Raw genomic sequence first — 23,548 nt, 5'->3', positions numbered from 1 at the left:
GTTGGGGAATGAATAGAATCAGGCCGAGATCTTTGCGAGACTAGTCAATTTTTAGAAATCTTTAAACCGTCATTCCCGCGTAGGCGGGAATCTAGGACTATCGGATTCAGAAATATTAACTATATCAGCAGTTTGACGTACTGGATTCCCGCCTACGCGGGAATGACGAGCATAGTTTTCTTGGTTTAAATTGAGTTTTACAAAGGTATCAGGCCGTCTGAAATATTCAATATTTCAGACGGCCTGATTCATGTCATTGAATCAAAACGATTCATTGGCTTTCAAATAGCGCCATTTACCCGGCGGCAGTTTGCCCAATTTCACTTTGCCCATGCGGATACGTTTCAAACCGACCACGCGTAAACCCACCAGCTCGCACATACGGCGGATTTGGCGTTTCTTACCTTGTTTCAAAATAAAGCGCAGTTGGTCTTCATTTTGCCATTCTACTTTTGCTGGGCGCAGCTTTTCACCATCCAAGCTCAAGCCGTGGTTGAGTAAGGCCAAGCCTTTGTCATCCAGCTTGCCACGTACACGCACTAAATATTCTTTTTCGCTGTTGCTGGTTTCACCGATTAGTTGCTTGGCGATGCGGCCATCTTGTGTCAACACCAGCAAACCCACCGAATCAATATCCAAACGTCCGGCAGGGGCGAGGCCGAATTTGTGTTTCTCGCTAAACGCAATGCGGCTGTCGTCACCTTCCCATTGATTTTCGGCAGTAATCAATTCAGCCGCTGCTTTATAGCCTTTTTCCGCTTGCGCGCTGACATAACCCACCGGCTTATTCAGCAAAATCGTCACACGGTTTGCCTGCTGCTCATGCGCCAGTTTGTTTAAATCAATGCGGTCGCTTTCGGTCACTTTTTGGCCGAGCACGGCGGTTTGGCCGTTGACTTTGACCCAGCCTTGTTCGATGTAGCTGTCGGCTTCGCGGCGCGAGCAGAGACCGAGTTGCGCCATGCGTTTCGACAGGCGCATGGGTTCGTTGGTGGATTCCATGGTCTTTCACTTTAAAAAATATTGCCGAATTATAGCATTAACGTGCTTTCCACGCTGCGTGAGAAACAGCGTTTCAGACGGCCTATCAAATAATATGCCGTCTGAAAAATTACATCAAACAACAAATTTTAAGCGTGTATAATCCGCGGTTAATATTCATTTTTATCTACAAGTTTTATAGCAATAATATGTTGACGATTCTCAAACAATTCTATTAGTTTCTCAAAGATTACTGGTTTCGCAAAGACAATCTGCTTTCGTGGCTGATTCTGATTGTTTTGGTTGCACTCGGGTTTGGTGTGGTGGAAATCAATGTCCGTATTAATGAGTGGAGCAAGTCTTTTTACGATACCTTAGAAGCCTTTAAAGCAAAAGAACTCTATGTTTTAATTCAAGAATATTTGGTTTATGTAGCGATTTTTGTGGTGGCTGCTGTCTATCGGGCGTGGCTGCGTAAGCTATTGATTATCCGCTGGCGCACACATTTGACCGAGCGTTTACTGGCCAATTGGTTGCACAAGCGCGCTTATTACCGCATTGCTTTGAAGCAGACCACTGACAACCCCGACCAGCGTATTGCCGAAGACGTGAATATTTTTGTGTCGCGCACGATTGAGCTGTTCATTTCTTTGCTAACTAATTTAGCGCAGCTTTATTCATTTATTGCGATTTTGTGGCGGCTATCCGGCACGCACACTTTTCATATTATGGGGCACAACATCACGGTAACCGGCTATCTGGTTTGGATTGCAGTGGTGTATGCCTTATTGGGCAGTATGTTCACGCAAATCATCGGCCGTAAATTGCATGCACTGAATTACCGTCAACAAAAATTTGAAGCTGATTTCCGTGCTTCGCTGGTGCGTAAAAATGATCATGCCGAGCAAATTGCGCTGTATCACGGTGAGGCGCGTGAACACACAACCTTACGGCAGGAGTTTAACGAAATCATCAACAATTGGCGCGCTTTGATGAACCGCGAGCGTAATCTTGGTTTCTTTACCACCGGTTACGACCGTTTTCCCTTAATGCTGCCGGTGTTGGCAAGTGTGCCGCTGTTTATGGCCAAAGCCATTACGTTAGGTGGCTTGATGCAGATTCGCAGCGCTTTCTCGGCGGTGTTTAATTCATTGAGCTGGTTTGTGTTTGCCTACACCATTCTGCCGGAATGGAGCGCAACGGTGCAGCGTTTGTACCAATTCCGTGAAAACATCTTAAAAGAGCAGGCCAACGATAAAACACCGCCTCAAGCTGACTCCCTTGCCATCAATGGTTTGAATATTTACACCCCAAGCGGTGAACCGATTTTGTGTAATGTAGCAGCCAATGTCAGCACGCAAAAATGGACGCAATTGGCCGGTGAAAGCGGTTTGGGTAAATCAACACTGTTGCGCACCATTGGTGGTTTATGGGCAGATTATGACGGTAACTGGCAGGCGCCGAAGGGCAGTAGTTTGTTGTTGCCGCAGCGTACTTATTTGGGCAGCGGTACCTTGGCTGATATCATCAGCTATCCGTCGCACCAACGCCATGATGACCCTGTTTATCAGCAGTTGCTTGTTGATGTCGGTTTGGAAAAATGGCAAAACCATCTGCACATTGCGCAAAATTGGGCGCAGACCTTATCTGTAGGCGAACAGCAGCGCATTGCCATTGCCCGCGCTTTACTCACGCAGCCGGATTATCTGTATTTGGATGAGAACACATCGGCGCTGGATATGAAGTCGGCGCGCCACTTGCTGAATTTGCTTAAAGCACGGTTGCCGCATACCACAGTAGTGATTGTGAGCCATCAGCCGGAATTAACGGATATGTATGACGAAGTATTGGATTTGACGCCGTTTAAAGCGGCTTAATGTAAGTAAAAGGTCTCAGGCCGTCTGAAAATGTTGATTGTAAGCATTTTCAGACGGCCTTTTGAGTTGAGAACCTGTTTGCACTTGATTAAGAAGTAATATATTGAAATGTAAATCAAATATAAATTATTTAACAAAAATGCAACATATTATTATCTCAAATATTTATATTTAATTGATAAGCAATTCACTAATAGTAAAATTGCATGAATTATTAGCTCAAATATTTTTGATTTTTGAAAGTAATTACCCTGTTTAATCAGTAGGGTAAATATTTTTTTGAGTTAGAGAATAATAAGAACCATTATCTATTTTCAGCGAGCTTGGATGGATATTAGGGTCAAGGCCGTCTGAAAGATTTTTTACATTTTATAGCCTAAAAAAAGAGATTGAAACATGAAACCCAACGCAATCATGCTGGCCTTGCTGCCGGTTTTTGCTGCTTCAAATGGTTATGCTGCGGATGAAGTCCAGCAGGCAGAGCAGCAGGCCAATTTGAATGAAATTGTGGTTTACGGTACGTTTGCCCAAGAAAAAGGCACGCAGCGTGTGACCCAAAAAGACATTCAAAACCGCGTAACCGGCAATGGAACCATCAGCGAAGTATTGAAAAACAACCTGAATGTTCAGTTTAGTAATCCCAATCATACCAGTAACACTGCAAACTGCCCCAAACTAAATCAAAGGCCGTCTGAATGATTGCTTGGCTTTTCAGACGGCCTTTATTGCATTGAGATTGATTTATTAATCTATTAAAAACATAACGTTCAGACAATTCAGCCGAATATAGGCCGTCTGAAATTTAAGAAAAGCAACCATGAATTCCCTTATTCCTCAAATCATTCTCACCGCAGCACTTTCAACCGCTGCATTTTCCGTTTGTACCGCCAATACCTATTCCACAGGCCGTCTGAATAATGGCTTGGTTTATCATGTATTGAATGTGCCGTCTGAACCCGGTCGCATTGATGTACGCATTCAAGTGGGCGTGGGCGCCAGCGATGAAAACGGCACCAGCGAAATCGGTGTGGCGCATATGGTCGAGCATATGGTATTCCGCAGCGCACCCGAATTTCCCAATGGGATAGGCGATACTTTGATTGCACAAGGCTGGCGGCGCGGTGCGAATTTCAATGCCATGACCAATTACGAGCGAACGCTGTATATGTTCAGCCCCAATCAGGGTGTGAAGCAATTGGATGATACGCTTCACGCCTTATCGGCCATGATGTCGCCGCATGAATTTTCTGCCGAAGATTGGCAAAAAGAGCAGCAGGTGATTGAAGCCGAATGGCGCAACGGTTTGGGTGTGAACGAGCGGATGAACCGCCGCCGCAATGAAGTCAACCGCAGCGGCAGCCGCCAAGCACGTTTTGCCATTATCGGCACACAAGAAAGCATACGCAACACGCCGGTAGAAGTGTTGCAGGCATTTCATCAGCGTTGGTATGTGCCGAACAATATGCAGGTTATGATTTCCGGTGACATCACGCCGAAGCAGGCGCGAGCTGCATTGGAAAAACATTTTGGCCATCTGAAAGCAGGGGCATTGCCTGACCGCAGTGGTGATTATTACGAGCCGAAATTGCAAAAAGGCTTTCACATCGACCAACTGCAAGACCGTGACAGCGGTGGCAGCTTTGTGGCGCTGCTGTTCCGCCAAAACGACCGGCCATCACGCAATTATGCTACCGACAACGGCATCCGCGAGCGCTATATCGACCGCTTTGCCAGCCGAATCTTGGCGCAGCGTGTGAAAAATGAGATTCACGATTTACCCAAAGCCGTCAGTACCATCACCGCCCGCAAAGCCGACATTGGCCGCGAAACGGTTGCGGTGGGCTTTGTCGCTTCAGTCGCACCCGACGGCCATCAGCAAGGCTTGACCGAAATCCTGAAACTTCGCGAGCGCATCCTGCGTGCGCCGGTGACGCAAGCCGAATTTGATGAATATAAGGCAACGTTGCAAAGTGCCATCGAACGGGCGAAAAAGAAAACCACTCTGCCTGAAGCCTTTGGTGATGCGATTCAAACGGTCAGCGAAAATGCCTTTGCCGGTAAGCCCGTTCGTACGCAGGCAGAAAATGCCGCTTTAGCAGCAAAAGTATTGCCGACCATTGCGCCTGCCGACATCAGCGCACGTTTACAGCAATGGCTGAATGCCGACGATAAATCGGTGCAAATCCAAGCACCGAGCCTGACTGAAATCAAAAGTTTTCCCAATGCCGCGCAAATTCAGGCTGAAGCAGATAAATGGCAGCAAGCCGATTTGCCTAAATTGCGTGCCAAAGTCGAATATGGCAAAGGTGTGTTTATTGCCAAACCGATTGACGGAAAAATTGTTGCCGAACAATATGATAAAAAACTCAATATCACGCGTTGGACATTGCAAAACGGCGATAAAGTGGTGGTGTTAAATCATCCTATCGCCGATGGCGAAACCTATTTGCGCGCATTGAGCGAAAACGGCTTCATGAGCCCGAATCTGAATCCGTGGCAATCGCAGCTGGCACAGCAAATCGTGTGGCAGTCGGCACCGCAAGGTTGGCGCAGCGAGCAGCTTGATGATTGGAAAAAACAGCACAAACTCAGCTTAAGCATGAGCATGAAAGCAAATGAAACCAAGTTGGAAGGCAGTGCGCCGGATAAGGCAGCAGAAAATCTGTTCCGTCTGTATCACGCTTATGTGGCCACGCCGCAAGTAAGTGAGGATTACCGCGATGCCATCATACCGATGATTCGCCGCATTCCGATGGAGCAAACATCCAGCCGTGCGGCTAAAGACAAAGCACTGACCGATATCCGCTTTGGCGGCAAAGCATATGCCTCGCCGGGCCAAGCTGATTTGGAAGCAACCGAAGAGACCGAAATTTTGGCGCAATGGCAGATTTTAAGCCGGGCGCCGATGACGTATTATCTGCTGAGTGAGCAGAAACCGAGCCAACTGAAACCCTTGGTGGCAAAATATTTGGCCGCCATCGAGCGCAGGCCGTCTGAAAAGCCGCAACCTTATTTGGCCTTGAGCGGGCAAAAAGTTGAGCGTAAAGCAGTGAATCCGGTTAAGCAGCGCAGTGATGTAGCCGCATGGTTGTTTACCCCGTACACATGGTCGCCGCAAACCGCTGCGCAGATTTCGATTTTACGCACGCTGGCTTATGAGCAGCTTAAAGCCCAATTGCGCGACAAGGCTTTGGGTGTGTATAGCTTAAAATTTGAAACCTCACTCAATCCAGATAACGACCGCGTGGAAAGTGAATTACGGTTTGCGACCACTGCTGAAAAAGCAGATGAATTATGGCAACTTGGTGAAGCGACTTTGGCTAAATTGCCGCACACCATTATTGAAAAACAAATCGCACCCTTACGCCGCAATTTTATCCAACAGGAAAAAGGCCGTCTGAAACGAGCTGAAACGTGGTTGAACCGATTGGTTTTGAGCGAACAGCATTTAGGGGACGCACGTTATTTGCAGCAAATGCATCATTTGGCAGATGAATTAACAGCTGAAAAATTGCAGCAAACCGCGCATCTGGTGTGGAATCCGCAAAACCGCCGTGTGCTGATTGCCGATCCGGTTGAGTGATTGGGAAAGATAAAGGCCGTCTGAAAGCATTCGCTGTGAATGTTTTCAGACGGCCTATTTAATATTTGATGATTAAAAAATCAAATGCTTATTCCCATTCGATTGTGGCGGGCGGTTTGCCGCTTACGTCGTACACCACGCGGTTGATGCCTTTGACTTCGTTGATGATGCGGTTGGATACGCGGCCGAGCAGTGAGTATGGCAGCTCTGCCCAATGTGCGGTCATGAAGTCGCTGGTAACCACAGCGCGCAAGGCCACGACGTAATCGTAGGTGCGGCCGTCGCCCATTACGCCCACGGATTTGACCGGCAGGAACACGGCGAAGGCTTGGCTGGTGAGGTCGTACCATGATGTGCCGTTTTCATCGGTGGTGTTGCGCAATTCTTGGATGAAGATGTCGTCAGCTTGGCGCAGCAAGTCGGCGTATTCTTTTTTCACTTCGCCCAAAATACGCACGCCCAAGCCCGGGCCCGGGAATGGGTGGCGGTACACCATTTCGCGTGGCAGACCGAGCGCAACGCCCAGTTCGCGTACTTCGTCTTTAAACAAATCGCGCAATGGCTCCAGCAATTTGAGTTTCATGTTTTCCGGCAAGCCGCCGACATTGTGGTGCGATTTGATGGCGTGGGCTTTTTTGGTTTTTGCGCTGGCGCTTTCAATCACATCAGGGTAAATGGTGCCTTGTGCCAACCATTTGGCATTGGTGAGTTTTTTCTCTTCGGCATCAAAGACTTCAATAAATTCACCGCCGATGATTTTGCGTTTTTTCTCAGGGTCGGTTTCGCCGGCGAGTTTGGCCATGAATTGGTTTTCGGCATCAACGTGAATCACGCGCACGCCTAAGTTGCGGGCGAACATGTCCATCACGTTTTTGCCTTCGTTCAGGCGCAGCAGGCCGTGATCGACGAAGACGCAGGTGAGTTGGTCACCGATGGCACGGTGAATCAGTGCGGCGGCTACCGATGAATCGACACCGCCGGACAGGCCCAAAATCACTTCGTCGCTACCGACTTGCTCGCGGATTTTGGCCACGGCTTCTTCGATGTAGTTTGGCATGGTCCAGCTAGGTTGCGCGCCGCAGATGTCGAGCACGAAGCGGTTAATCAGCGCACGGCCTTGCTTGGTGTGGGTGACTTCCGGGTGGAATTGAATGCCGTAGAATTGTTTCTCGGCGTTTTCCATCATGGCAATCGGGCAAGACGGAGTATCGCCGATCACGGCAAAACCTTCCGGTAATTTAGATACTTTGTCGCCGTGACTCATCCACACGTCAAGCGTGTTGGGCTGGCCGTCGAAAATGTCGCGGGTCAGTTCGCTGTCGATGGTTTTCACTTGCGCGTAACCGAATTCGCGTTGGTTGCCCGGAGATACTTCGCCGCCCAAGTGGTGCGCCATAAACTGCATGCCGTAGCAAATGCCCAATACCGGCACACCCAAATCAAACAGGCCGGTGTCGGCTTGGTAGTCGGATTCGTACACGGAATTAGGGCCGCCTGAAAGAATAATGCCTTTCGGATTAAAGGCTTTGATGTCTTCCAATGACATGTCGAACGAATGCAGCTCGCAGTAAACATGGGCTTCGCGCACGCGGCGGGCGATGAGCTGGGTGACTTGTGAACCGAAGTCGAGAATCAGGATTTTGTCTTGGGTCATGATGTTGGGCTTTGTGGAATGAAAAGAGAATGCGGCGCAATAAAAGGCCGTCTGAAAAATGGCGATATTGTACCAGTTTCAGACGGCCTTTGCATAAGCAAATCGATGGTGAATAGATGAATTGCAATACGGTTTGAAAACTTTTCAGACGGCCTTGATGAGATGAAATAGGCCGTCTGAAAGTAATTTAGATTCAAGTGCCTGCTTTATAAATCGCTGCCTTTCAAATCACGTGTGTACACTTTGTCGGCGACATTTTCCAAGTTTTCATGCAGGCGGTTGGCCAAGATGATGTCGGCGCGTTTTTTGAATTCGTCTAAATCCTGCACCACTTCTGAGCCGAAGAAATCGCTGTCGTGGTATTCGGGTTCGTACACAATCACCGGTACGCCGTGTTCTTTGATGCGTTTCATCACACCTTGAATGCTGGAGCTGCGGAAATTGTCGGAACCGGATTTCATCGTCAGGCGGTAAATGCCGACGGTGGACGGTTGGTGGCGCAATACGTCTTCGGCAATGAAGCCTTTGCGTGTGCGGTTAGATTCGACAATCGCTGTAATCAGGTTTTGCGGAATGTTTTGGTAATTGGCCAGCAATTGTTTGGTGTCTTTCGGCAAACAGTAGCCGCCGTAGCCGAACGATGGATTATTGTAATGCGTGCCGATGCGCGGGTCGGCAGATACGCCGTCGATGATGTCGGCGGTGTTGAGGTCGAAGGTGGCGGCAAACGAATCCAGTTCGTTGAAAAAGGCCACGCGCAAAGCCAAGTAAGTATTGGAAAACAGCTTAATCGATTCGGCTTCGGTCGGATTAGTCAAAATAATGGGCGTATCCGGCTTCAGGCTGCAATCGCGCAAGGCTTCGGCAAATTTTTGCGCTGCTTCGCCGGTGTCGCCCATAACGATGCGCGACGGGTAAAGATTGTCGTATAAGGCTTTGCTTTCACGCAAAAATTCTGGTGAGAAAATGATGCGGTCAGTTTGGAACTGCGCGCGCATTTTGTTGACAAAGCCAACCGGAATGGTGGATTTGATGATGTGGCCGTGGCTGTTGGCTGCCAAAGCGGTGGTCAACACGGATTCGACCGAGCCGGTATCGAAATAGTCGGTTTCGGGATTGTAGTCGGTGGGGGGGCGACCACGATGTAATCGGCATCGGCATATACGGCAGACGCATCGGTGGTGGCGTGCAGCGTGAGCGTGCGTTCGGCCAAATATACGCTGATTTCATCGTCTTGAATCGGCGAGATTTTCTGGTTAATCAAATCCACGCGCTCTTGGTTGACATCCAAAAGCGTGACGTTGTGTTGTTGAGCAAATAAAACGGCGTTGGATAGGCCGACATAGCCTGCGCCGACAACGGTAATTTTCATGGTATTTCTCGTTATGGTTGTTTGAGGTGGGTATTCAGGCGGCTTTCACACAGCAGCAGCTCGGTGGTATGGCTGCGTTCGTCGAACAAAGTGCTGATGCGGATATGGCGCGCCAATGTTAATGTTGTATATGCTTCCACGGTGTTTGCGACTTGTGGGTTGTAGGTTAGAAATTGCCGTCTGAACGCGCTTTCGTGGGCGCACAATGCATCGGTTTTGCCATAGCGGCGCAAGGCCAGCTCTTGAATATGGGCAAGATAATTGCCGGCATCCAATGCGCCATCGCCGCGGCAGGCCAAATCTAAATCCAGCAGCACCATGCGGCCGGGTGTGCCGTAGGGCTCGAGGATTTGGTCTTGGTAAAAATCGCGGTGTAAGGTTTCAGACGGCCTTTCGGGCAGCGAATCAATCAATGCTTTGCACTGCGTGGCAACTTTGGCAATGCGTTCGGCCAAATGCGGCAGCTTGGTTTACGCTTCGGTTAAGGCTTTATTGAGCCCCCCATTCGTCTGCCGGTTGCCAGCAAGGCAAATCCAAATCGTTACCCACACCGCTTTGATGCAAGGCAACCAAGGCATTGGCAGCGGCTCTGCCTAAAAAGGCCAAGCGGCGGTTTTCCTGATACAGCAGCGCGCTGATGGTTTGGCCGTCGATGCGGCTTTGAAACCAAGTGTTTAATTCAGGCAATAAGCCCAACACTTCCGACACACCGGTTTCAGACGGCCTGTTAAAGCCTTTTTGCCACAAGGCTTGTTGAATGCGTGGCGAGCGTTTGTCCAAGCCTTTGGTGCGGTATTTGCCGATAAAACGCCGATTGCCGTGTTGTTTAGGCAAGGCGTATTCCACCAAAGCGCGGCGGCCGAGTTTGTGATGGCGCAAACTGGCAGAAGCAAGGTGTTCTGCGGCACCGATAATGCCGGCTTGTTGCAGCAGCGGCTGCATTTTTGCGGTATCGAGCAAATCGGCGATGATTGTGTCTTGCACCGAATCGTTGGCGAGCGCAGGGGCAGGCGCAGAAACGGTCTGCTCCGCATCCAGCAGGGCTTGTGCGCGTTGCTGGATTTGCAGGATGTATTGATCCCAATGCGGACTGCGTTTACGAAACGGCTCGGCGGCCAAGCGCAAGAGTGCCGACGCGGTAAACAGGCGCAAGCCGGCTTCATCGATTTCTTGTTTTTTGCGATAACTGTGCAATAGGCCGTCTGAAAGGCGGTTGGCTTCATGGCGTGTTACCGAACCTTCAATCAGCTGCAATTCCAATCGGGCAATGAAGCTTGCCAAATCCAATAGCGGATGGCCTTGCGCAGAACGATCCCAGTCGAGAATGTGCAGCTTGATTTCGCCGCTTTTTCTGGTGCGGCGAATCACTTGGTCGAGCGAAAAATCACCGTGGATTAACGTGGCTTGTTCCGGTAAATGGGTCAGGCCGCAGGTAATACGGTTTTGCAGCGTTTCAAACCAATCGATGCATTCGGGCAGAATGTGGCGGAAGGTATTGGCTACGCCGTTCACCGAGCGGATTTTGTCAGCCAGCGTATAGCGGGTAGGGTGTTGATAGCTGGTGCTGTGGATGCGCGCCAGCTTTTTACCTAATTCCGCAATAAGCTGATCATCAGGCGCATGGCCTTCTTCCGGACACAAGCTGTCGCCTTTCTGCCAGCGAGTGGCTAAGGTGCAACTGGTGCCGTCGGCGCCGGTCAACACCACACCGCCGTGTGAGACGCCGAAGGCATTACCAATCAACATTTTGCTGAATTCGTCAGGTGTGCTGCTGCGCAAGATGGCCACAGGCACATCGCCGTAGCTGACTTTGGCCACTAAGCGGCACTCGGGTTTGTAGCGCAGAATATTGACTTTGGGTTTCCCTGTTTCAAAAGCAGGCAGCGAGCAGGCTTTGAGCATGCGACGTAGGGCGCTGCTGGAAACCAACCAATCCATTTTGCCGATGGGGCGGTCGTGTATCGGGTGTAGTAGCATGATGCAAAATTCAGGCAACGCTACTGGCGCATAAGCGCCGCCTTTTTTCACCGGCTTTTGGCGGGAAGGTTTGTTCCATGATTCTTCGAAACGCTTGGGCGTCAGGGCCTTGGCGTAATAATGCACACAAGAGCCGTCGCCCAATTCAATATACAAAGTGCTTGCGCAGCTATTGCCGGGTTTGTAACGCAGATATTGAATCTCTACTTTGACGGCATGCTGGAAAGGCTCAAGAGTTTTGAGCTTTTCCAATCCGTGTAGGAAATCATCGCGTTGTTTACACCACAGGTTGAGAAAAATAAGCCTGCAAGACCTCAAACGGCGTATCGCCGTTCAAACTGCGGTGCGGCTTCACAGTGTTATAGAAATTAACAAAGCGGCACAACTCCTTTCGCCGGTGTTCCGGACTGTCAAACAACTGTTTCTCATGCCACATCTCCATCAGGGTGCGGATAACCCGTTCCGCCTTACCGTTGGTCTGCGGACGGGCAACCCGGGTAAACTTTTGACCAATCCCGTTCTCATAACAGGCTACACCGAAAGCATGGTTGGCTGAGCCTTTATATTCCGTACCGTTGTCGGAGTAAACGCACTCAATCAGGTATGGGCAGGGATCAATCAGGTGTTCGGTCAGAAACTTGGCGGCACTGTCTGCGGTTTTATCCGGCAAAATGGCGGCGTATAGCTCCCTTGAGAAATCGTCAATGGCGACAAACAGGTAATCCCGCTTATCGGTGGCTTTCTGCCCTTTGAGCAGCGGCAGCCGTTTGGTATCGAGATGTACCAGCTCTCCGGGATAGGATTTATTGTAGCGTTTGGCCTGCCTTTTGAGTTTTTCCTGAATGCCGCGTTCTACCTTGGCCAGGCGTTTCATTCCGTACTTTGCCTGTTTGAAACGGTTGTTGGTACTGGTTTGGGGTTTGAGCAGTCTGCCTCTTGCGGCTTTAAGTGCGCGGTAAATGGTGACGCGGCTGACTTGGTAGCGGCGTGCCAGGGAGGTGACGCTTTCCTTTTCCTGCGTGTAGGCCAGCCAAATGGCTTGGCGGTGGTGCGGGGTGAGACGGGTGTTTTTGTGCATGTTCATGTTTTAGTATTCTCCTGGAAATACTGTAAACAACGCTACTAGTTTCTACACAGATTTCGGTGGTGGTGTTGTAGCCGCCCATCGAAATAATGCATTCCGCTTCACGCATGATTTTCAAAGGCTCAGGCACAAAATCGACCACTTTGATGTCTTGCAGCGGCCGCTCTTTGGCCATGGCATGCAGTTGGACGCGTTGCTCTTCTGGCATCAATGCGCCGGTAATCAACAGCCCGCGCCAATTTGCAGGCAGGGTAGATTGCATAAAGGCATGCGCCACTTCAAAACCATCTTGCCCGCCGCCCAGAGCGCACAAAGCAAACGGGCTTTCGATTTCAGAAGCACCGACGCGCAGGCCGCGAACTTCCATGCGGCGGCTTTGATCGAGATAACCGACATAACGCAGTTTGTCGACAATATCGGGCGCAATTTGGTATTCATCGGCGAAGTTGTAGAGATTCGGGTCGCCATACACCCAAATACTGGAAAAATACAGACGGATGATTTCGATGTTTTGCAGCTTTTTCCATTGAGCGCGTACGGCTTCCGGTTCATCAATGATGTCGCGCACGCCCAATACGATGTGCGTGCCGCGGCTGGCCAGCTCGGGGAGAATGTTGTCCAGCTCGTTCATCGCACCGCGTGGCACGTTGTCCACCACCATGATGTCGGGTTTGAAGGCTTCTAAAGTTGCGTGAATGATGTTTTTGCGGATATGGGTCAGACGCTTGACGCTTTTGCCCAGCGAGCGTGGAATGTATTCACCCTTCACCGTTTTGAAATAAGTCGGCAGGGTCACACTATCGGCGTCTTTAGGCAGCTTGAATGCGCCGGATTCGCGTACGCCGGAAATTAATAAAACTTCGGCATCGGGATACGCTTCCAAGGCAGATTGCGCCAGCAGAATATTGCGGCGGATGTGTCCTAAGCCCATTGTGTCGTGTGAATAAAAGGCTATGCGGGGGGAGGTTTTACGGTCTCTTGCCATGTTGAATCATTACTTCAGTTGTGGGGTAAAATTGCCGGCAAATGCGCCGGCAGTATGGTGAAATGCTTGAAAAGGGCGCTAATGTAGCATTAACGGCAAATATCGACCATTTCGATAATTTACGGATTGGTTTGTTTTTCTTAACATTTATGCTATTGCGAGCAACTTGATATTGGCACAGGGCAGCAATCAAAACATGGCTGGCATTAGTCAAACCAGCGTTGCGTATATGGTTTGCATAAACTTTATTGCGCTCGGCATTGTTAAAAGAAAGTAAGACGTAAATATAATTTTTCTTTTCTTAGCAAAACTAAAAATAAAACAGGAAATGATTAAGGTAAATCGTTAAATTAACTACAGGTATTGTTTATTTGTTTAAGTTTGGGTATTTCTTTGTCAATAAAACACAGATAGGCTTGCGGCAATTTAACCAGATAGCCAACCTATTTTTAAAGGAATCTCAACCATGAATAAAACGGCACTGACGTTTTTATTATCTGCCGCCATCGCTTTACCGGCCGGCGCGGCAACGGTATTCGAAAGCGATGAAACCGGCACCAAAATCGATTTTGTCGGCTCTGCTCGTATCAAATGGGAAACCACAGCCGATAAAGAAACCGATGTTCGCAAAGGCGAGGTCACCAAAGAAAGTAAAAATCATCCGATTACCAACAATGGCTCACGTTTCGGCTTTAAAGCCAAACAGTCGCTGGGTCATGACGATCTTTATGCTTTAGGCCGTGTGGAATGGCGCTTCCGCGGTAAAGACAGTAACGGTGTCGACCGCCCATCTAACCATGATTTTGACCATATCTACACCCGCCAACTATACGGCGGAATCGGTCATAAACGCTATGGTGAACTGACATACGGTAATCAAACAGTGATTACTGATGATGTGAAGCAAACCGACTTGGCCAACACTTTGAGCCTAAGTGATGGCTTGTTGGCATCAGGTGCGCGCCGCTCAGTTCAATATAAATATGAAAACAAAGAGCAAGGCATTAAAACCGGCGTATTTTATGGTGGCCGTAGCCCGCGTGGTAATGATGGCTTGAGTGAAACACGTAAAGATATTATTGGTGCCGGCTTGGTGAAAACATTTGAAGTCAATGATGGTGACGAATGGAATGTTGGTTTAGGTGCAACTCGCGAGCACTATCGCCAAGAAGAGCCGGTAGACTATGTTCGCACCGCTTATGCGTTCGGTACGGCGTACACATTTGACGACACCACCGTTGGTATCGACATCGAACGTCGTATTCGCAAAGATGAAGAAGAAGCGGGCTATAAACGCACCAATAATGAAATCCGCACGGCGATTTACCACAAATTAACCAGTGATTGGCGCGCTTACGGTATGTATGCTTACAAGACTGAAAAACGTGACCAAGTGTCTTCTTCTGACCGCAAAGAGAAACAGCATCAGTTTATGGTCGGCACGGAATATTATCTGATTCCAAAAGGCGAATTGATTGATGTGAAGACATTTGCCGAAGTGCAAACCACACGTTCTAAGCAATATCGCAATGGTGAATTACGCAGCAAAGAACGCAATTACACCACCGTAGTCGGTTTGCGTGCTTCTTGGTAAATCCTGTTTGATGGGACAAATAGAAAGGCCGTCTGAAATGTTCAGACGGCCTTTGTCGTAAATAGGCAGCAAATATATTGCTTGAGACCGTTGCAAAATCCCTATCTTTGGTACATTTCTTCGTTGTGCGCTGCTCGAAAGCTTGCCTATCTTCATGATATGTCTGCGCTTTCTGTGCTGCTACAACTTTGAACTGTACTCAAATCTAGGGTTTTGCAAACGTCTCTGCTTGATTAGGCTGCTGGTGATCGATTGCGGCGGTTAATCCAGGCCACTAACGACAGCATCACCGGCACTTCTACCAACACGCCGACCACGGTGGCCAATGCGGCGCCGGAGTGCAGGCCGAATAAAGAGATGGCAACCGCAACAGCCAATTCAAAGAACTTGCTGGTGCCAATCAGGCAAGCGGGGGCGGCGATTTCATGCGGCAGGTTCAGGCGCTTGGCAACCCAATGACCGAGAAAGAAAATGCCGTAGGTTTGCACCAGCAACGGAATGGCAATCAGCACAATGATAAACGGCTGGCTTAAGATGGTTTGCGCTTGAAAAGCAAACAACAGCACCACAGTCAGTAATAAGCCGAAAATCGAAAAAGGCTTAAGTTTGGCGGTGAACGAGCCAACTGAAAGGCGTTTTCCCAGCAGTATTTTACGCGTGATTAATCCGGCCAAAAGCGGCAGTAATACATATAAAATCGTGCTGTACACCAAGGTTTGCCAAGGAATGCTGATGTCGCTCACGCCCAATAAAAATCCGGCAATCGGTGCGAAGGCAAAAATCATGATGATGTCGTTGACCGAGACTTGCACCAGCGTGTAATTCGGATCGCCTTTAACCAATTGCGACCACACAAAAACCATCGCTGTGCAGGGCGCGACACCGAGCAAAATCATGCCGGCGATGTATTCTTGTGCCGACTGCGGATCAACCCAAGGCGCAAACAGCCAGCGGAAAAACAGCCAGCCGATAAGCGCCATGGTAAATGGTTTCACCAGCCAATTGACCACGACCGTCATCAGCAGACCTTTCGGTTTTTGCCCGGCATCTTTGATGGCCGACCAATCGATTTGAATCATCATCGGATAAATCATCAGCCAAATCAACACGGCGACGGGTAAGTTGATGTGCGCCACTTCCATTAAGGCAATGTATTGTATGGCTTGCGGAAAGAGGGTGCCGATGATGACGCCGGCGACAATGGCGAGCGCCACCCAAATACTGAGAAATCGTTCGAAAATACCCATGTTTATCTAAAAATCATTAGTGGTTAGCAAAGAAAAAGGTCGAGTGATTCTCGGCCTTTCGGTTTAGTGTGACAAACGGTCGGGATGCTTGGGCATTTTATACGGAATCATGCTGCTGCGCGAGAGCAACAACAGGCAGCCCAGCACCATCATGCCTAAGGCAATTAGTGGCGAATAGGCAAACCAGTATTCAGTGCGCAAATAAATGGCTGCACCAATATACATCAAAATCGGGCCGGAAATAATCGATTGCTTGTTGATGCCATCCATGATCATCACGGCCAATCCGGCTACACCTAAGCCGATGGCAATCAGGGTGGCGGTGGCGGGCAGGATGCCGGTGGTTTTTAAAAACCAAACCGCGCCAAACAGAATTAAAAACAAAGGCAGGGCAAGTGAGGCTTGTCGCATGGTGTTTTCCTTCGCAGGATAATGAGTTTTCAGACGGCATTATTATTGTGGCAGAAGCGCATCTTGAAAAGCGGATAAAGTGCAATCTTGCGTGTTTTTGAGAAAGGATTGAGGCGGAATATGTAAAACGCTATCCGCTGCAAATATTTCAGACGGCCTTGAAATGATGTTCAAAGGCCGTCTGAAAAATATTAACGCGTTACTTTCATCAAACGCTGTTTTTCACGCTTCCAATCGGCTTCTTTCAGGCTTTGGCGTTTGTCGTGTTGTTTTTTACCTTTAGCCAAGCCGATTTCCATTTTGATGCGGCCGCGGTTGTAATGCAGATTGAGCGGCACAATGGTGTAACCGGCGCGTTCGGTTTTGCCGATAAGCTTGTTAATCTCGGCTTGATTGAGCAGTAATTTACGCGGACGCACCGGATCGGGTTTGACGTGGGTCGAAGCGGTCGGCAAGGCAGTGACGTGGCAGCCAACCAGATAAAACGCGTCTTTTTTCCAGTAGATATAGCTTTCTTTGAGCTGCACACGACCAGCGCGGATGGCTTTTACTTCCCATCCTTCCAGCACCAAGCCGGCTTCGATTTGGTCTTCAATAAAGTAATCGTGAAAGGCTTTTTTATTATTGGCAATACTCATAATGCTGATTCTTGATAGGTTTTCAGACGGCCTATTTTATCAGGCCGTCTGAAAAAGGGAAATAATAGGTCAAAGGCTTTGAGGCCGTCTGAAAATTTAAAACGCTTTCACGAGGGCAAAACGTGCCACCGTTTCGCCGTTGAATTCAACGGTTTCGGCAAACATGGCGGCAGGGCGCACCCATAAACCGAATTCGCCGTATAAAGCGCGGTAAACCACCAATTCTTCTTCGGTTTCGCTGTGGTGGGCAAGGCCGGTGACTTCGTACAGATTGCCTTTGTAATGGCGGTAAATGCCTGCAGGAATAGAATGTTTCATGATTGGATATGGCCCTGGTAAAAAAGGTTGATGTTGGCGATGTCTTGGGTGTGCTGCGGTTTTAAATCGATTTTTAAATCCGCCAGCTTGATTAACAGGCGGTCTTCTGCTTCTGCAACAGCACAGGAAACTTCGCCTTGGCTGCGAAAATGTGCAATTAACTCATCGAGTTGCTTTAATGCACGTTGATAATCGTCCATGTCGTACCCACAATAAAAAATGGCGGGAAATCCCGCCATCACATTACGGCTGACGCCGCGCACTCATTAAGCAGCTTGAATGTTAGCAGCTTGTTTGCCTTTAGGGCCGGTGGTCACTTCGAAAGACACGCGTTGGCCTTCTTTCAGGGTTTTGAAACCATCCATGTTGATCGCAGAGAAGTGAGCGAACAAATCTTCGCCACCTTCATCTGGAGTGATGAAACCAAAACCTTTAGCGTCGTTGAACCATTTTACGATACCGGTTGCCATTGAGAACTTCCTATACTTAAAAATTTAACAAAAACAGCAAATAAGGCAATACGTCAAACCAAAAAGTTTCAAGTTTCTCCCTAAAAACAATATGCTTCTTCGAGTGCCGACTCTGCTTAACCGTCTTTTTACATTCGTTAATGTCTGTAGTCAAGTAATGTTTGGGAAAAAGCCAAAAATTTATTAAAATAGTACAAAATACAACAGAAATGACCCGTTTTTTATTTATTAAGCATAGATTTGCGCATGGTGCGTGATATTGTGCTAAGCCCAGTTTAAAAACGGTTTTGGAGCCATATATATACATGAGCAATAGCCATACTCATCACGAATCGGAAACATTAATAAATGACCGACAAACCCAGCCGCCGAAACGTTACGGCGTTTTCCTGTTAAACGACGATTACACGACCATGGATTTTGTGGTGGCGGTGTTGACTGAAATTTTCATGTTGAGCGAGGAACAAGCCGTCGCGGTGATGCTGCTGGTTCATCATGAGGGCAAGGGCTTGTGTGGCACATACACACGCGACATTGCCCAAACCAAACAGCAGCAAGTCATGCAGCGAGCCAAGGCAGAAGGCCATCCGCTGCAATGTATCGTTGAGGAGGTTTAATCCATGCTGTCATCAGAATTAGAACGCATTTTGCAAGTGCTTTATACCGAAGCACGCGGCGAACACTATGAATTCATCAGCCTAGAGCATTTATTGCTGGTGTTGATTGATGAAAACGAAGCTGTCAGAAACACGCTGGCCGAGTGTGGCGCCGATTTAAAATTATTGTCCGACCAGCTCACCGACAGTGTGACCGAAAACACGCCGCAGATTCCCGAGCATTTGTTGGACAACACCGAAACGCAACCGACTTTAGGCTTTCAGCGCGTGATCCAACGTGCCATGGTGCACACCCAATCGGCAGGCAAAAGCGAAGTTTCGCCGCTGGACTTGCTGGTGGCGCTCATGAGCGAGAGCGACAGCCATGCCGTGTATTTCCTGAAACTGCAATCCGTGAGCCGTTTTGAAATTTTGCGCAGCATTGCGCATGGCGGTTTGAATGCCGCCGCGCAAGAATCTTTAGACGGCCAAGATGCCGAAGCAGGCGAGCAGGGAGAAGAAAAAGGTAATCCGTTGGCCAAATACTGCGTGAATTTGAATGACGAAGTGAATGCCGGCCGCATCGATCCGCTCATCGGCCGCAAACATGAAATGGAACGCTTGGTGCAGATTTTGTGCCGCCGCCGCAAAAACAATCCTTTGCTGGTGGGCGAAGCCGGTGTCGGCAAAACCGCCTTGGCAGAAGGTTTGGCGCATCAGATTGTCAACGGCAACGTGCCGGAAACGCTGCAAAATGCCGTGGTGTATTCACTGGACATGGGCGCATTGCTGGCCGGTACCAAATACCGCGGCGACTTTGAAGCGCGCGTGAAAGCCGTGTTAAAACAATTGGAAAAAGTTGAACACGCCATTTTGTTTATCGATGAAATTCACACCATTATCGGCGCGGGCAGCACCAGCGGCGGTACGATGGATGCGTCCAACCTGCTCAAACCGGCATTGGCCAAAGGCCTGTTGCGTTGCATTGGTGCGACCACTTACGACGAATACCGTACCATTTTCGACAAAGACCATGCCTTGAGCCGCCGTTTCCAAAAAATCGATATTGTCGAGCCGACCGTGGACGAAACCGTGCAAATCCTGCGCGGCTTGAAACCGATGTTTGAAAGCTTCCACCAAGTGCGCTACACCCAAGGCGCGTTGGAAGCCGCTGCCGAGCTTTCCGCACGCTACATCAACGAGCGTTTTCTGCCGGACAAAGCCATCGATGTGATGGACGAAGCCGGTGCGGCGCAACGTATTCTGCCGAAATCCAAGCAGAAAAAAGTCATCGGCAAAGCGCAAATTGAATCGGTGATTGCCAAAGTTGCCCGCATTCCGGAGAAAACGGTGTCGCATGATGACAAACAAGTGCTGCAATTCTTGGCGCGTGATTTGAAAAACATGGTTTACGGCCAAGACGATGCCATCGAAGCCTTGGTCGCTGCCGTGAAAATGTCGCGCTCCGGTTTGGGCTTGCCTGACAAACCGATTGGCAGCTTCCTGTTTTCCGGCCCGACAGGTGTGGGCAAAACCGAAGTCGCCCGTCAATTGGCCTTCTCGCTGGGTGTGCCGCTGCAACGCTTTGATATGTCGGAATACATGGAACGCCATGCCGTGTCGCGCTTAATCGGTGCGCCGCCGGGCTATGTCGGCTTTGATCAAGGCGGCTTGCTGACTGAAGCCGTGAATAAGCAACCGCATTGCGTGCTGCTGTTGGACGAAATTGAAAAAGCGCATCCCGATATTTTCAACGTGTTGCTGCAAGTGATGGACGCCGGTCGCTTGACCGACAACAACGGCAAAAGCGCCGATTTCCGCAACGTCATTCTGATTATGACCACCAATGCCGGTGCCGAAAGCTTGAGCCGTCCGACCTTCGGCTTTACCAGCAAACGTGAGCGTGGTGATGAAATGCAGGCCATCAACAAGATGTTTACGCCTGAATTCCGCAACCGCTTGGATGCGATTATTCCATTTGCGCCGTTGTCTGAACCGATTATCATCAAAGTGGTGGACAAATTCCTGCTGCAATTGGAGCATCAGCTGCTCGACAAAAAGGTCGAAGCCGAATTCACACCGGCATTGCGCCGATACTTGGCTGAAAAAGGATTTGATCCGCAAATGGGCGCGCGCCCGATGCACCGCCTGATTCAGGAAAAAATCCGCAAAGCCTTGGCTGATGAGTTGCTATTTGGCAAATTGGCAGATGGCGGCTACGTCAAAATCGACTGGAACCGCGAGAAAGGTGAAGTAGTGTTGAAGTTTCAAAAAGGTGCAGCCAAGAAAAAAACGCAAGAGGCCGTCTGAAAAAGATTGCTGAGCGGGATTGAAAAGCGGTGAATACTCAGGCCGTCTGAAACAGGGATAATCCGTTTCAGACGGCCTGAGACCTTTGTAAAATCCCCATCTTTGGCACTTTTCTTCGTTATGCGCTGCTCGAAAGCTTGCCTATCTTCATGATATGTCTGCGCTTTCTGTGCTGATATAACTTCGAACTGTATTCAAACCTGGGTTTTTGCAAAGGTCTGACTCTTTCATTATATAATTTAAGCTTAGGCAAATATTGTTGATTAATATGATGAAAATCTTGTTTTCCCTATTTATTTTTTCATGCACACCATTGCTTTATGCTACGGATACTCATGGTTATATTGCATTTTGGCAACACCCCGAGCAAACAGAAATTGTGACCGTGACCAAAACCACTGCGGAGAATGCAAGCGCGGAAGAAGCAAAAGCAGAATTAGATGCATTTTGCCAAGCGCAAGACCGTTTGTGGAATGTGAATACGCAAACAGCAAGCGGTTGCCGGAGCGTGACCGCATTGAATAACTCTTGTGCGGCAGCAGCATGGCCGCGTGCGCAAGGATTATTGAAACATGAAAATGTAGTGGTGGCGCAAAATCCGGCGTTTAGTAAGGTGGCGGCACAGGCTTTGCAACAATGCCGTCTGAAATACGGCAGCGAAGGCGAATGTGCGCTTGAAACCGTATTTTGCACATCTTCAGATGCTTATGCTAAGAAAGGGCGCTTGGCTGAAATGTTGCATAAATTCAAGTTAAAATAAATGAAAATGGTTTGAAAATACATCATCTGAGCCCATAATCACTTTCAAACTGATATTTGTTTTATAATTAAATCTGAATTTAAAATCATCGAGAATCACCATGAAGAAAATTCTCTCAGCATTGCTATTGAGCAGCTTGGCTGCTACTGCTGCGGCAGCCGATACCTACGGCTATTTGGCTTTTTGGCAAAATCCAAGCGACAGCAGCGATGTGTTGCATATCAAAACCACACGCGAAAACCTGAACCAGCTTGATGCCAGCAACGAATTGGCTGCTTATTGTCGTGGACAGGATGCGTTGGCCGGTGTCCAAAAAGATCAAGCTACCGGCTGCCAATCGGTGATGCCTTTGCAAAATACCTGTGTTGCCGTGGCTTATCCGCGTGCGCATAACCGCATGACCACCGAGAATGTGGTGGTCATCAGTTCGCCTTTGTTTAAAAACATCCACCAAACAGCGATTACCCAATGCAGCAAGAAATTCGGCACCGAAGGGCAATGCGCTATTGAAGCTTCATATTGCACGTCAAGCGATTATTACGGCGGTGCGATGAAAACTTTATGGAGCAGAATCAAGTCTTTGTAATCCATAAAATCATTTAGGCCGTCTGAAATCTTTAAGATTTCAGACGGCCTAAATTATTTGAAATAGAGATTAAGCAAGAAAGCGTTTAAATAAGGGGAAAATCCTTTTTAATCCTTCAACGCCACAAATTTACCGACAAACACCGCAGCCAGCTCGCCTTCTGAGAATACGTCAATTTCCAATACCACTTTGCTTTTGCCGCGTTTGGCAAACATATCATTCATGTGCTGCCAGCTTTCGGCGGCAACGGGGCGGGTTTGGATGGTTAAATCGCCGCGGGCAGGGCGCAGGTATTGGGTTTCGCCTTGTTGAATCACGATATTACCGGCCGCTTCGGGCAGATGGCTGTGTACCAATGCCCAGCCGCAGGTGGTCGCACCTAAGGCGATGGAGCCGCCGAATGCGGTGTTTTTATGGTTGCGGTTGGGGATGTGTGGCATGGTGAGGACGACATGTTCGCGATCGGCTTCCTGCACTTGAATCTGAAGCGCGGCGGTGGCGGGGATGTGGGTGTGCAAAAATGCTTGTAATAATTGTGATGTCATGATTGGATTGCCTTACGGTTTGGTATAGAATTTCATGATTAATTAGATTGAAAGATTCAATCTTTAAATAGGTCGCCTGATAACGGAATGTGATGATGTTTCAAATGACGGCGGACATAAAATAAAACAAGCTTCGGAGTCAAATAATGCGGACTTTTTTCGGCGTGTGTTTGTTGGTCATCGGCGGCTGGGTGTTGACGCTTTTGGATATGTTGCTGTTTTTTGATATTTTGGCAGAAATCCGTGGCATGTTGTTTGGCATTTTGGCTTTGTCTGCGCTGGTGTTGATTGGTTTGGGCGTGTTGGCGATGAAGGCGCGGCGTTATTATGTGCTGGGTATGACGCTGTTGCTGTCGTCTTTGGTGATGTGGGCAACGGTTATCGGTTTTGGCATGATTGATTCACACCCGCACTGGAGCCGCTATCTTCCGACGGATTTTACCGAATCATTCAGCAATCTTTCGCTGGCGTTTGCGTGGCTGCTGTTGAAAACCGTGGTCGGATTCGGCTTAGTGTGGCGCTATCGTAAAGCCTAATATTTTCAAGGCCGTCTGAATCGT

24 protein-coding genes are annotated in these 23,548 nt (G+C 48.8%); 9 read left to right on the top strand and 15 right to left on the bottom strand.

Translation table 11 applies throughout. From position 1 onward, the window contains the following. Nucleotides 1-261: 261 nt before the first annotated feature. Nucleotides 262-1,002, bottom strand: a complete 741-nt coding sequence (locus GJV52_RS00485; protein WP_095502620.1) for a pseudouridine synthase — start codon at nucleotides 1,000-1,002, stop codon at nucleotides 262-264. 278 nt (nucleotides 1,003-1,280) lie between these two features. On the opposite strand from GJV52_RS00485, the gene GJV52_RS00480 reads away from it, so the two are divergent. The 3 genes from GJV52_RS00480 to GJV52_RS00470 all read left to right on the top strand — a co-directional run bounded on the left by GJV52_RS00480 (nucleotide 1,281) and on the right by GJV52_RS00470 (nucleotide 6,441). Then, nucleotides 1,281-2,858, top strand: a complete 1,578-nt coding sequence (locus tag GJV52_RS00480) for an ABC transporter ATP-binding protein/permease (protein ID WP_229436878.1) — start codon at nucleotides 1,281-1,283, stop codon at nucleotides 2,856-2,858. Between the two features lie 396 nt (nucleotides 2,859-3,254). Further along, on the top strand, nucleotides 3,255-3,557 hold the full coding sequence (locus tag GJV52_RS00475; RefSeq protein ID WP_100563011.1) for a hypothetical protein: 303 nt from the start codon (nucleotides 3,255-3,257) through the stop codon (nucleotides 3,555-3,557). Between the two features lie 118 nt (nucleotides 3,558-3,675). Further along, nucleotides 3,676-6,441 (top strand): M16 family metallopeptidase, encoded by a 2,766-nt coding sequence (locus GJV52_RS00470; RefSeq protein WP_100563013.1) that lies wholly within the window; start codon nucleotides 3,676-3,678, stop codon nucleotides 6,439-6,441. Between the two features lie 88 nt (nucleotides 6,442-6,529). Here the strand turns inward: GJV52_RS00470 and guaA are convergent, their stop codons facing one another. From guaA to GJV52_RS00440, 7 genes are all read right to left on the bottom strand, one after another. Further along, nucleotides 6,530-8,095: a glutamine-hydrolyzing GMP synthase gene (gene guaA, locus GJV52_RS00465; protein ID WP_100563015.1), complete on the bottom strand. Its 1,566-nt coding sequence runs from the start codon at nucleotides 8,093-8,095 to the stop codon at nucleotides 6,530-6,532. Between the two features lie 206 nt (nucleotides 8,096-8,301). Continuing rightward, nucleotides 8,302-9,171: a nucleotide sugar dehydrogenase gene (locus GJV52_RS00460; protein WP_255408758.1), complete on the bottom strand. Its 870-nt coding sequence runs from the start codon at nucleotides 9,169-9,171 to the stop codon at nucleotides 8,302-8,304. Continuing rightward, nucleotides 9,165-9,467, bottom strand: a complete 303-nt coding sequence (locus GJV52_RS13475) for a 3-hydroxyacyl-CoA dehydrogenase NAD-binding domain-containing protein (protein ID WP_255408759.1) — start codon at nucleotides 9,465-9,467, stop codon at nucleotides 9,165-9,167. The genes GJV52_RS00460 and GJV52_RS13475 overlap by 7 nt, the downstream gene beginning before the upstream one ends. Before the next feature lie 11 nt (nucleotides 9,468-9,478). Continuing rightward, nucleotides 9,479-9,922 (bottom strand): hypothetical protein, encoded by a 444-nt coding sequence (locus tag GJV52_RS00455; RefSeq protein WP_100563017.1) that lies wholly within the window; start codon nucleotides 9,920-9,922, stop codon nucleotides 9,479-9,481. A gap of 34 nt (nucleotides 9,923-9,956) precedes the next feature. Next, the gene (locus tag GJV52_RS00450; protein ID WP_100563019.1) at nucleotides 9,957-11,696 is read right to left on the bottom strand and encodes a phosphotransferase; all 1,740 of its coding nucleotides are present in this window, start codon (nucleotides 11,694-11,696) and stop codon (nucleotides 9,957-9,959) included. 25 nt (nucleotides 11,697-11,721) lie between these two features. Further along, nucleotides 11,722-12,474, bottom strand: a complete 753-nt coding sequence (locus tag GJV52_RS00445; protein WP_229439530.1) for an integrase core domain-containing protein — start codon at nucleotides 12,472-12,474, stop codon at nucleotides 11,722-11,724. Then, nucleotides 12,389-13,513, bottom strand: coding sequence for a glycosyltransferase family protein (locus GJV52_RS00440; RefSeq protein ID WP_229439456.1), 1,125 nt, complete (start codon nucleotides 13,511-13,513; stop codon nucleotides 12,389-12,391). Before GJV52_RS00440 ends, GJV52_RS00445 begins: the two co-directional genes overlap by 86 nt. Before the next feature lie 466 nt (nucleotides 13,514-13,979). On the opposite strand from GJV52_RS00440, the gene GJV52_RS00435 reads away from it, so the two are divergent. Continuing rightward, complete coding sequence (locus GJV52_RS00435; RefSeq protein WP_095502612.1) at nucleotides 13,980-15,107, top strand: porin; 1,128 nt, start codon at nucleotides 13,980-13,982, stop codon at nucleotides 15,105-15,107. 233 nt (nucleotides 15,108-15,340) lie between these two features. On the opposite strand, the gene arsB is transcribed toward GJV52_RS00435, so the two are convergent. The 6 genes from arsB to GJV52_RS00405 form a co-directional block, all read right to left on the bottom strand. Continuing rightward, on the bottom strand, nucleotides 15,341-16,354 hold the full coding sequence (arsB, locus tag GJV52_RS00430; protein ID WP_100564309.1) for an ACR3 family arsenite efflux transporter: 1,014 nt from the start codon (nucleotides 16,352-16,354) through the stop codon (nucleotides 15,341-15,343). Between the two features lie 63 nt (nucleotides 16,355-16,417). Further along, the gene (locus GJV52_RS00425) at nucleotides 16,418-16,765 is read right to left on the bottom strand and encodes a hypothetical protein (RefSeq protein ID WP_154143183.1); all 348 of its coding nucleotides are present in this window, start codon (nucleotides 16,763-16,765) and stop codon (nucleotides 16,418-16,420) included. A gap of 191 nt (nucleotides 16,766-16,956) precedes the next feature. Further along, on the bottom strand, nucleotides 16,957-17,403 hold the full coding sequence (smpB, locus tag GJV52_RS00420) for an SsrA-binding protein SmpB (protein ID WP_100564311.1): 447 nt from the start codon (nucleotides 17,401-17,403) through the stop codon (nucleotides 16,957-16,959). Nucleotides 17,404-17,499: 96 nt separating this feature from the next. Beyond that, complete coding sequence (locus GJV52_RS00415) at nucleotides 17,500-17,721, bottom strand: DUF1653 domain-containing protein (RefSeq protein ID WP_095502609.1); 222 nt, start codon at nucleotides 17,719-17,721, stop codon at nucleotides 17,500-17,502. After that, nucleotides 17,718-17,984, bottom strand: coding sequence for a branched-chain amino acid ABC transporter (locus tag GJV52_RS00410; protein WP_229439454.1), 267 nt, complete (start codon nucleotides 17,982-17,984; stop codon nucleotides 17,718-17,720). Before GJV52_RS00410 ends, GJV52_RS00415 begins: the two co-directional genes overlap by 4 nt. A gap of 3 nt (nucleotides 17,985-17,987) precedes the next feature. Next, nucleotides 17,988-18,191 (bottom strand): cold-shock protein, encoded by a 204-nt coding sequence (locus GJV52_RS00405; protein ID WP_016687461.1) that lies wholly within the window; start codon nucleotides 18,189-18,191, stop codon nucleotides 17,988-17,990. Nucleotides 18,192-18,496: 305 nt separating this feature from the next. On the opposite strand from GJV52_RS00405, the gene clpS reads away from it, so the two are divergent. The 4 genes from clpS to GJV52_RS00385 all read left to right on the top strand — a co-directional run bounded on the left by clpS (nucleotide 18,497) and on the right by GJV52_RS00385 (nucleotide 22,443). Then, the gene (gene clpS, locus GJV52_RS00400) at nucleotides 18,497-18,808 is read left to right on the top strand and encodes an ATP-dependent Clp protease adapter ClpS (RefSeq protein WP_095502607.1); all 312 of its coding nucleotides are present in this window, start codon (nucleotides 18,497-18,499) and stop codon (nucleotides 18,806-18,808) included. 3 nt (nucleotides 18,809-18,811) lie between these two features. After that, nucleotides 18,812-21,097, top strand: coding sequence for an ATP-dependent Clp protease ATP-binding subunit ClpA (clpA, locus tag GJV52_RS00395; RefSeq protein WP_095502606.1), 2,286 nt, complete (start codon nucleotides 18,812-18,814; stop codon nucleotides 21,095-21,097). 385 nt (nucleotides 21,098-21,482) lie between these two features. Further along, a complete protein-coding gene (locus GJV52_RS00390; protein WP_229439452.1) occupies nucleotides 21,483-21,857 on the top strand; it encodes a DUF4189 domain-containing protein in 375 nt (124 codons plus the stop codon). Between the two features lie 100 nt (nucleotides 21,858-21,957). After that, nucleotides 21,958-22,443: a DUF4189 domain-containing protein gene (locus tag GJV52_RS00385; RefSeq protein ID WP_095502605.1), complete on the top strand. Its 486-nt coding sequence runs from the start codon at nucleotides 21,958-21,960 to the stop codon at nucleotides 22,441-22,443. 107 nt (nucleotides 22,444-22,550) lie between these two features. On the opposite strand, the gene GJV52_RS00380 is transcribed toward GJV52_RS00385, so the two are convergent. Further along, nucleotides 22,551-22,988: a YiiD C-terminal domain-containing protein gene (locus GJV52_RS00380; protein ID WP_095502604.1), complete on the bottom strand. Its 438-nt coding sequence runs from the start codon at nucleotides 22,986-22,988 to the stop codon at nucleotides 22,551-22,553. Between the two features lie 146 nt (nucleotides 22,989-23,134). Here GJV52_RS00380 and GJV52_RS00375 point away from each other — a divergent pair, with 146 nt between their 5' ends. After that, nucleotides 23,135-23,524 carry a hypothetical protein gene (locus GJV52_RS00375; RefSeq protein WP_095502603.1) on the top strand — a complete coding sequence of 130 codons (390 nt, stop codon included), beginning with the start codon at nucleotides 23,135-23,137 and terminating at the stop codon, nucleotides 23,522-23,524. Nucleotides 23,525-23,548: the final 24 nt, after the last annotated feature.

It is taken from the genome of Neisseria brasiliensis (genome assembly GCF_009671065.1).
In the GTDB taxonomy this organism is placed as follows: domain Bacteria; phylum Pseudomonadota; class Gammaproteobacteria; order Burkholderiales; family Neisseriaceae; genus Neisseria; species Neisseria brasiliensis.
The sequence above is the reverse complement of the archived record's forward strand: the minus strand, read 5'-3'. Positions and strand labels throughout refer to the sequence as shown.

What these genes read in the sequence shown, in the direction of transcription:
- GJV52_RS00405 (WP_016687461.1), bottom strand. Translation starts at nt 18,191, where the DNA reads ATGGCAACCGGTATCGTAAAATGGTTCAACGACGCTAAAGGTTTTGGT.
- GJV52_RS00380 (WP_095502604.1), bottom strand. Translation starts at nt 22,988, where the DNA reads ATGACATCACAATTATTACAAGCATTTTTGCACACCCACATCCCCGCC.
- clpS (WP_095502607.1), top strand. Translation starts at nt 18,497, where the DNA reads ATGAGCAATAGCCATACTCATCACGAATCGGAAACATTAATAAATGAC.
- arsB (WP_100564309.1), bottom strand. Translation starts at nt 16,354, where the DNA reads ATGGGTATTTTCGAACGATTTCTCAGTATTTGGGTGGCGCTCGCCATT.
- GJV52_RS00385 (WP_095502605.1), top strand. Translation starts at nt 21,958, where the DNA reads ATGAAGAAAATTCTCTCAGCATTGCTATTGAGCAGCTTGGCTGCTACT.
- GJV52_RS00485 (WP_095502620.1), bottom strand. Translation starts at nt 1,002, where the DNA reads ATGGAATCCACCAACGAACCCATGCGCCTGTCGAAACGCATGGCGCAA.
- GJV52_RS00415 (WP_095502609.1), bottom strand. Translation starts at nt 17,721, where the DNA reads ATGAAACATTCTATTCCTGCAGGCATTTACCGCCATTACAAAGGCAAT.
- GJV52_RS13475 (WP_255408759.1), bottom strand. Translation starts at nt 9,467, where the DNA reads ATGAAAATTACCGTTGTCGGCGCAGGCTATGTCGGCCTATCCAACGCC.
- smpB (WP_100564311.1), bottom strand. Translation starts at nt 17,403, where the DNA reads ATGAGTATTGCCAATAATAAAAAAGCCTTTCACGATTACTTTATTGAA.
- GJV52_RS00425 (WP_154143183.1), bottom strand. Translation starts at nt 16,765, where the DNA reads ATGCGACAAGCCTCACTTGCCCTGCCTTTGTTTTTAATTCTGTTTGGC.
- guaA (WP_100563015.1), bottom strand. Translation starts at nt 8,095, where the DNA reads ATGACCCAAGACAAAATCCTGATTCTCGACTTCGGTTCACAAGTCACC.
- GJV52_RS00440 (WP_229439456.1), bottom strand. Translation starts at nt 13,513, where the DNA reads ATGGCAAGAGACCGTAAAACCTCCCCCCGCATAGCCTTTTATTCACAC.
- GJV52_RS00435 (WP_095502612.1), top strand. Translation starts at nt 13,980, where the DNA reads ATGAATAAAACGGCACTGACGTTTTTATTATCTGCCGCCATCGCTTTA.
- clpA (WP_095502606.1), top strand. Translation starts at nt 18,812, where the DNA reads ATGCTGTCATCAGAATTAGAACGCATTTTGCAAGTGCTTTATACCGAA.
- GJV52_RS00475 (WP_100563011.1), top strand. Translation starts at nt 3,255, where the DNA reads ATGAAACCCAACGCAATCATGCTGGCCTTGCTGCCGGTTTTTGCTGCT.
- GJV52_RS00470 (WP_100563013.1), top strand. Translation starts at nt 3,676, where the DNA reads ATGAATTCCCTTATTCCTCAAATCATTCTCACCGCAGCACTTTCAACC.
- GJV52_RS00375 (WP_095502603.1), top strand. Translation starts at nt 23,135, where the DNA reads ATGCGGACTTTTTTCGGCGTGTGTTTGTTGGTCATCGGCGGCTGGGTG.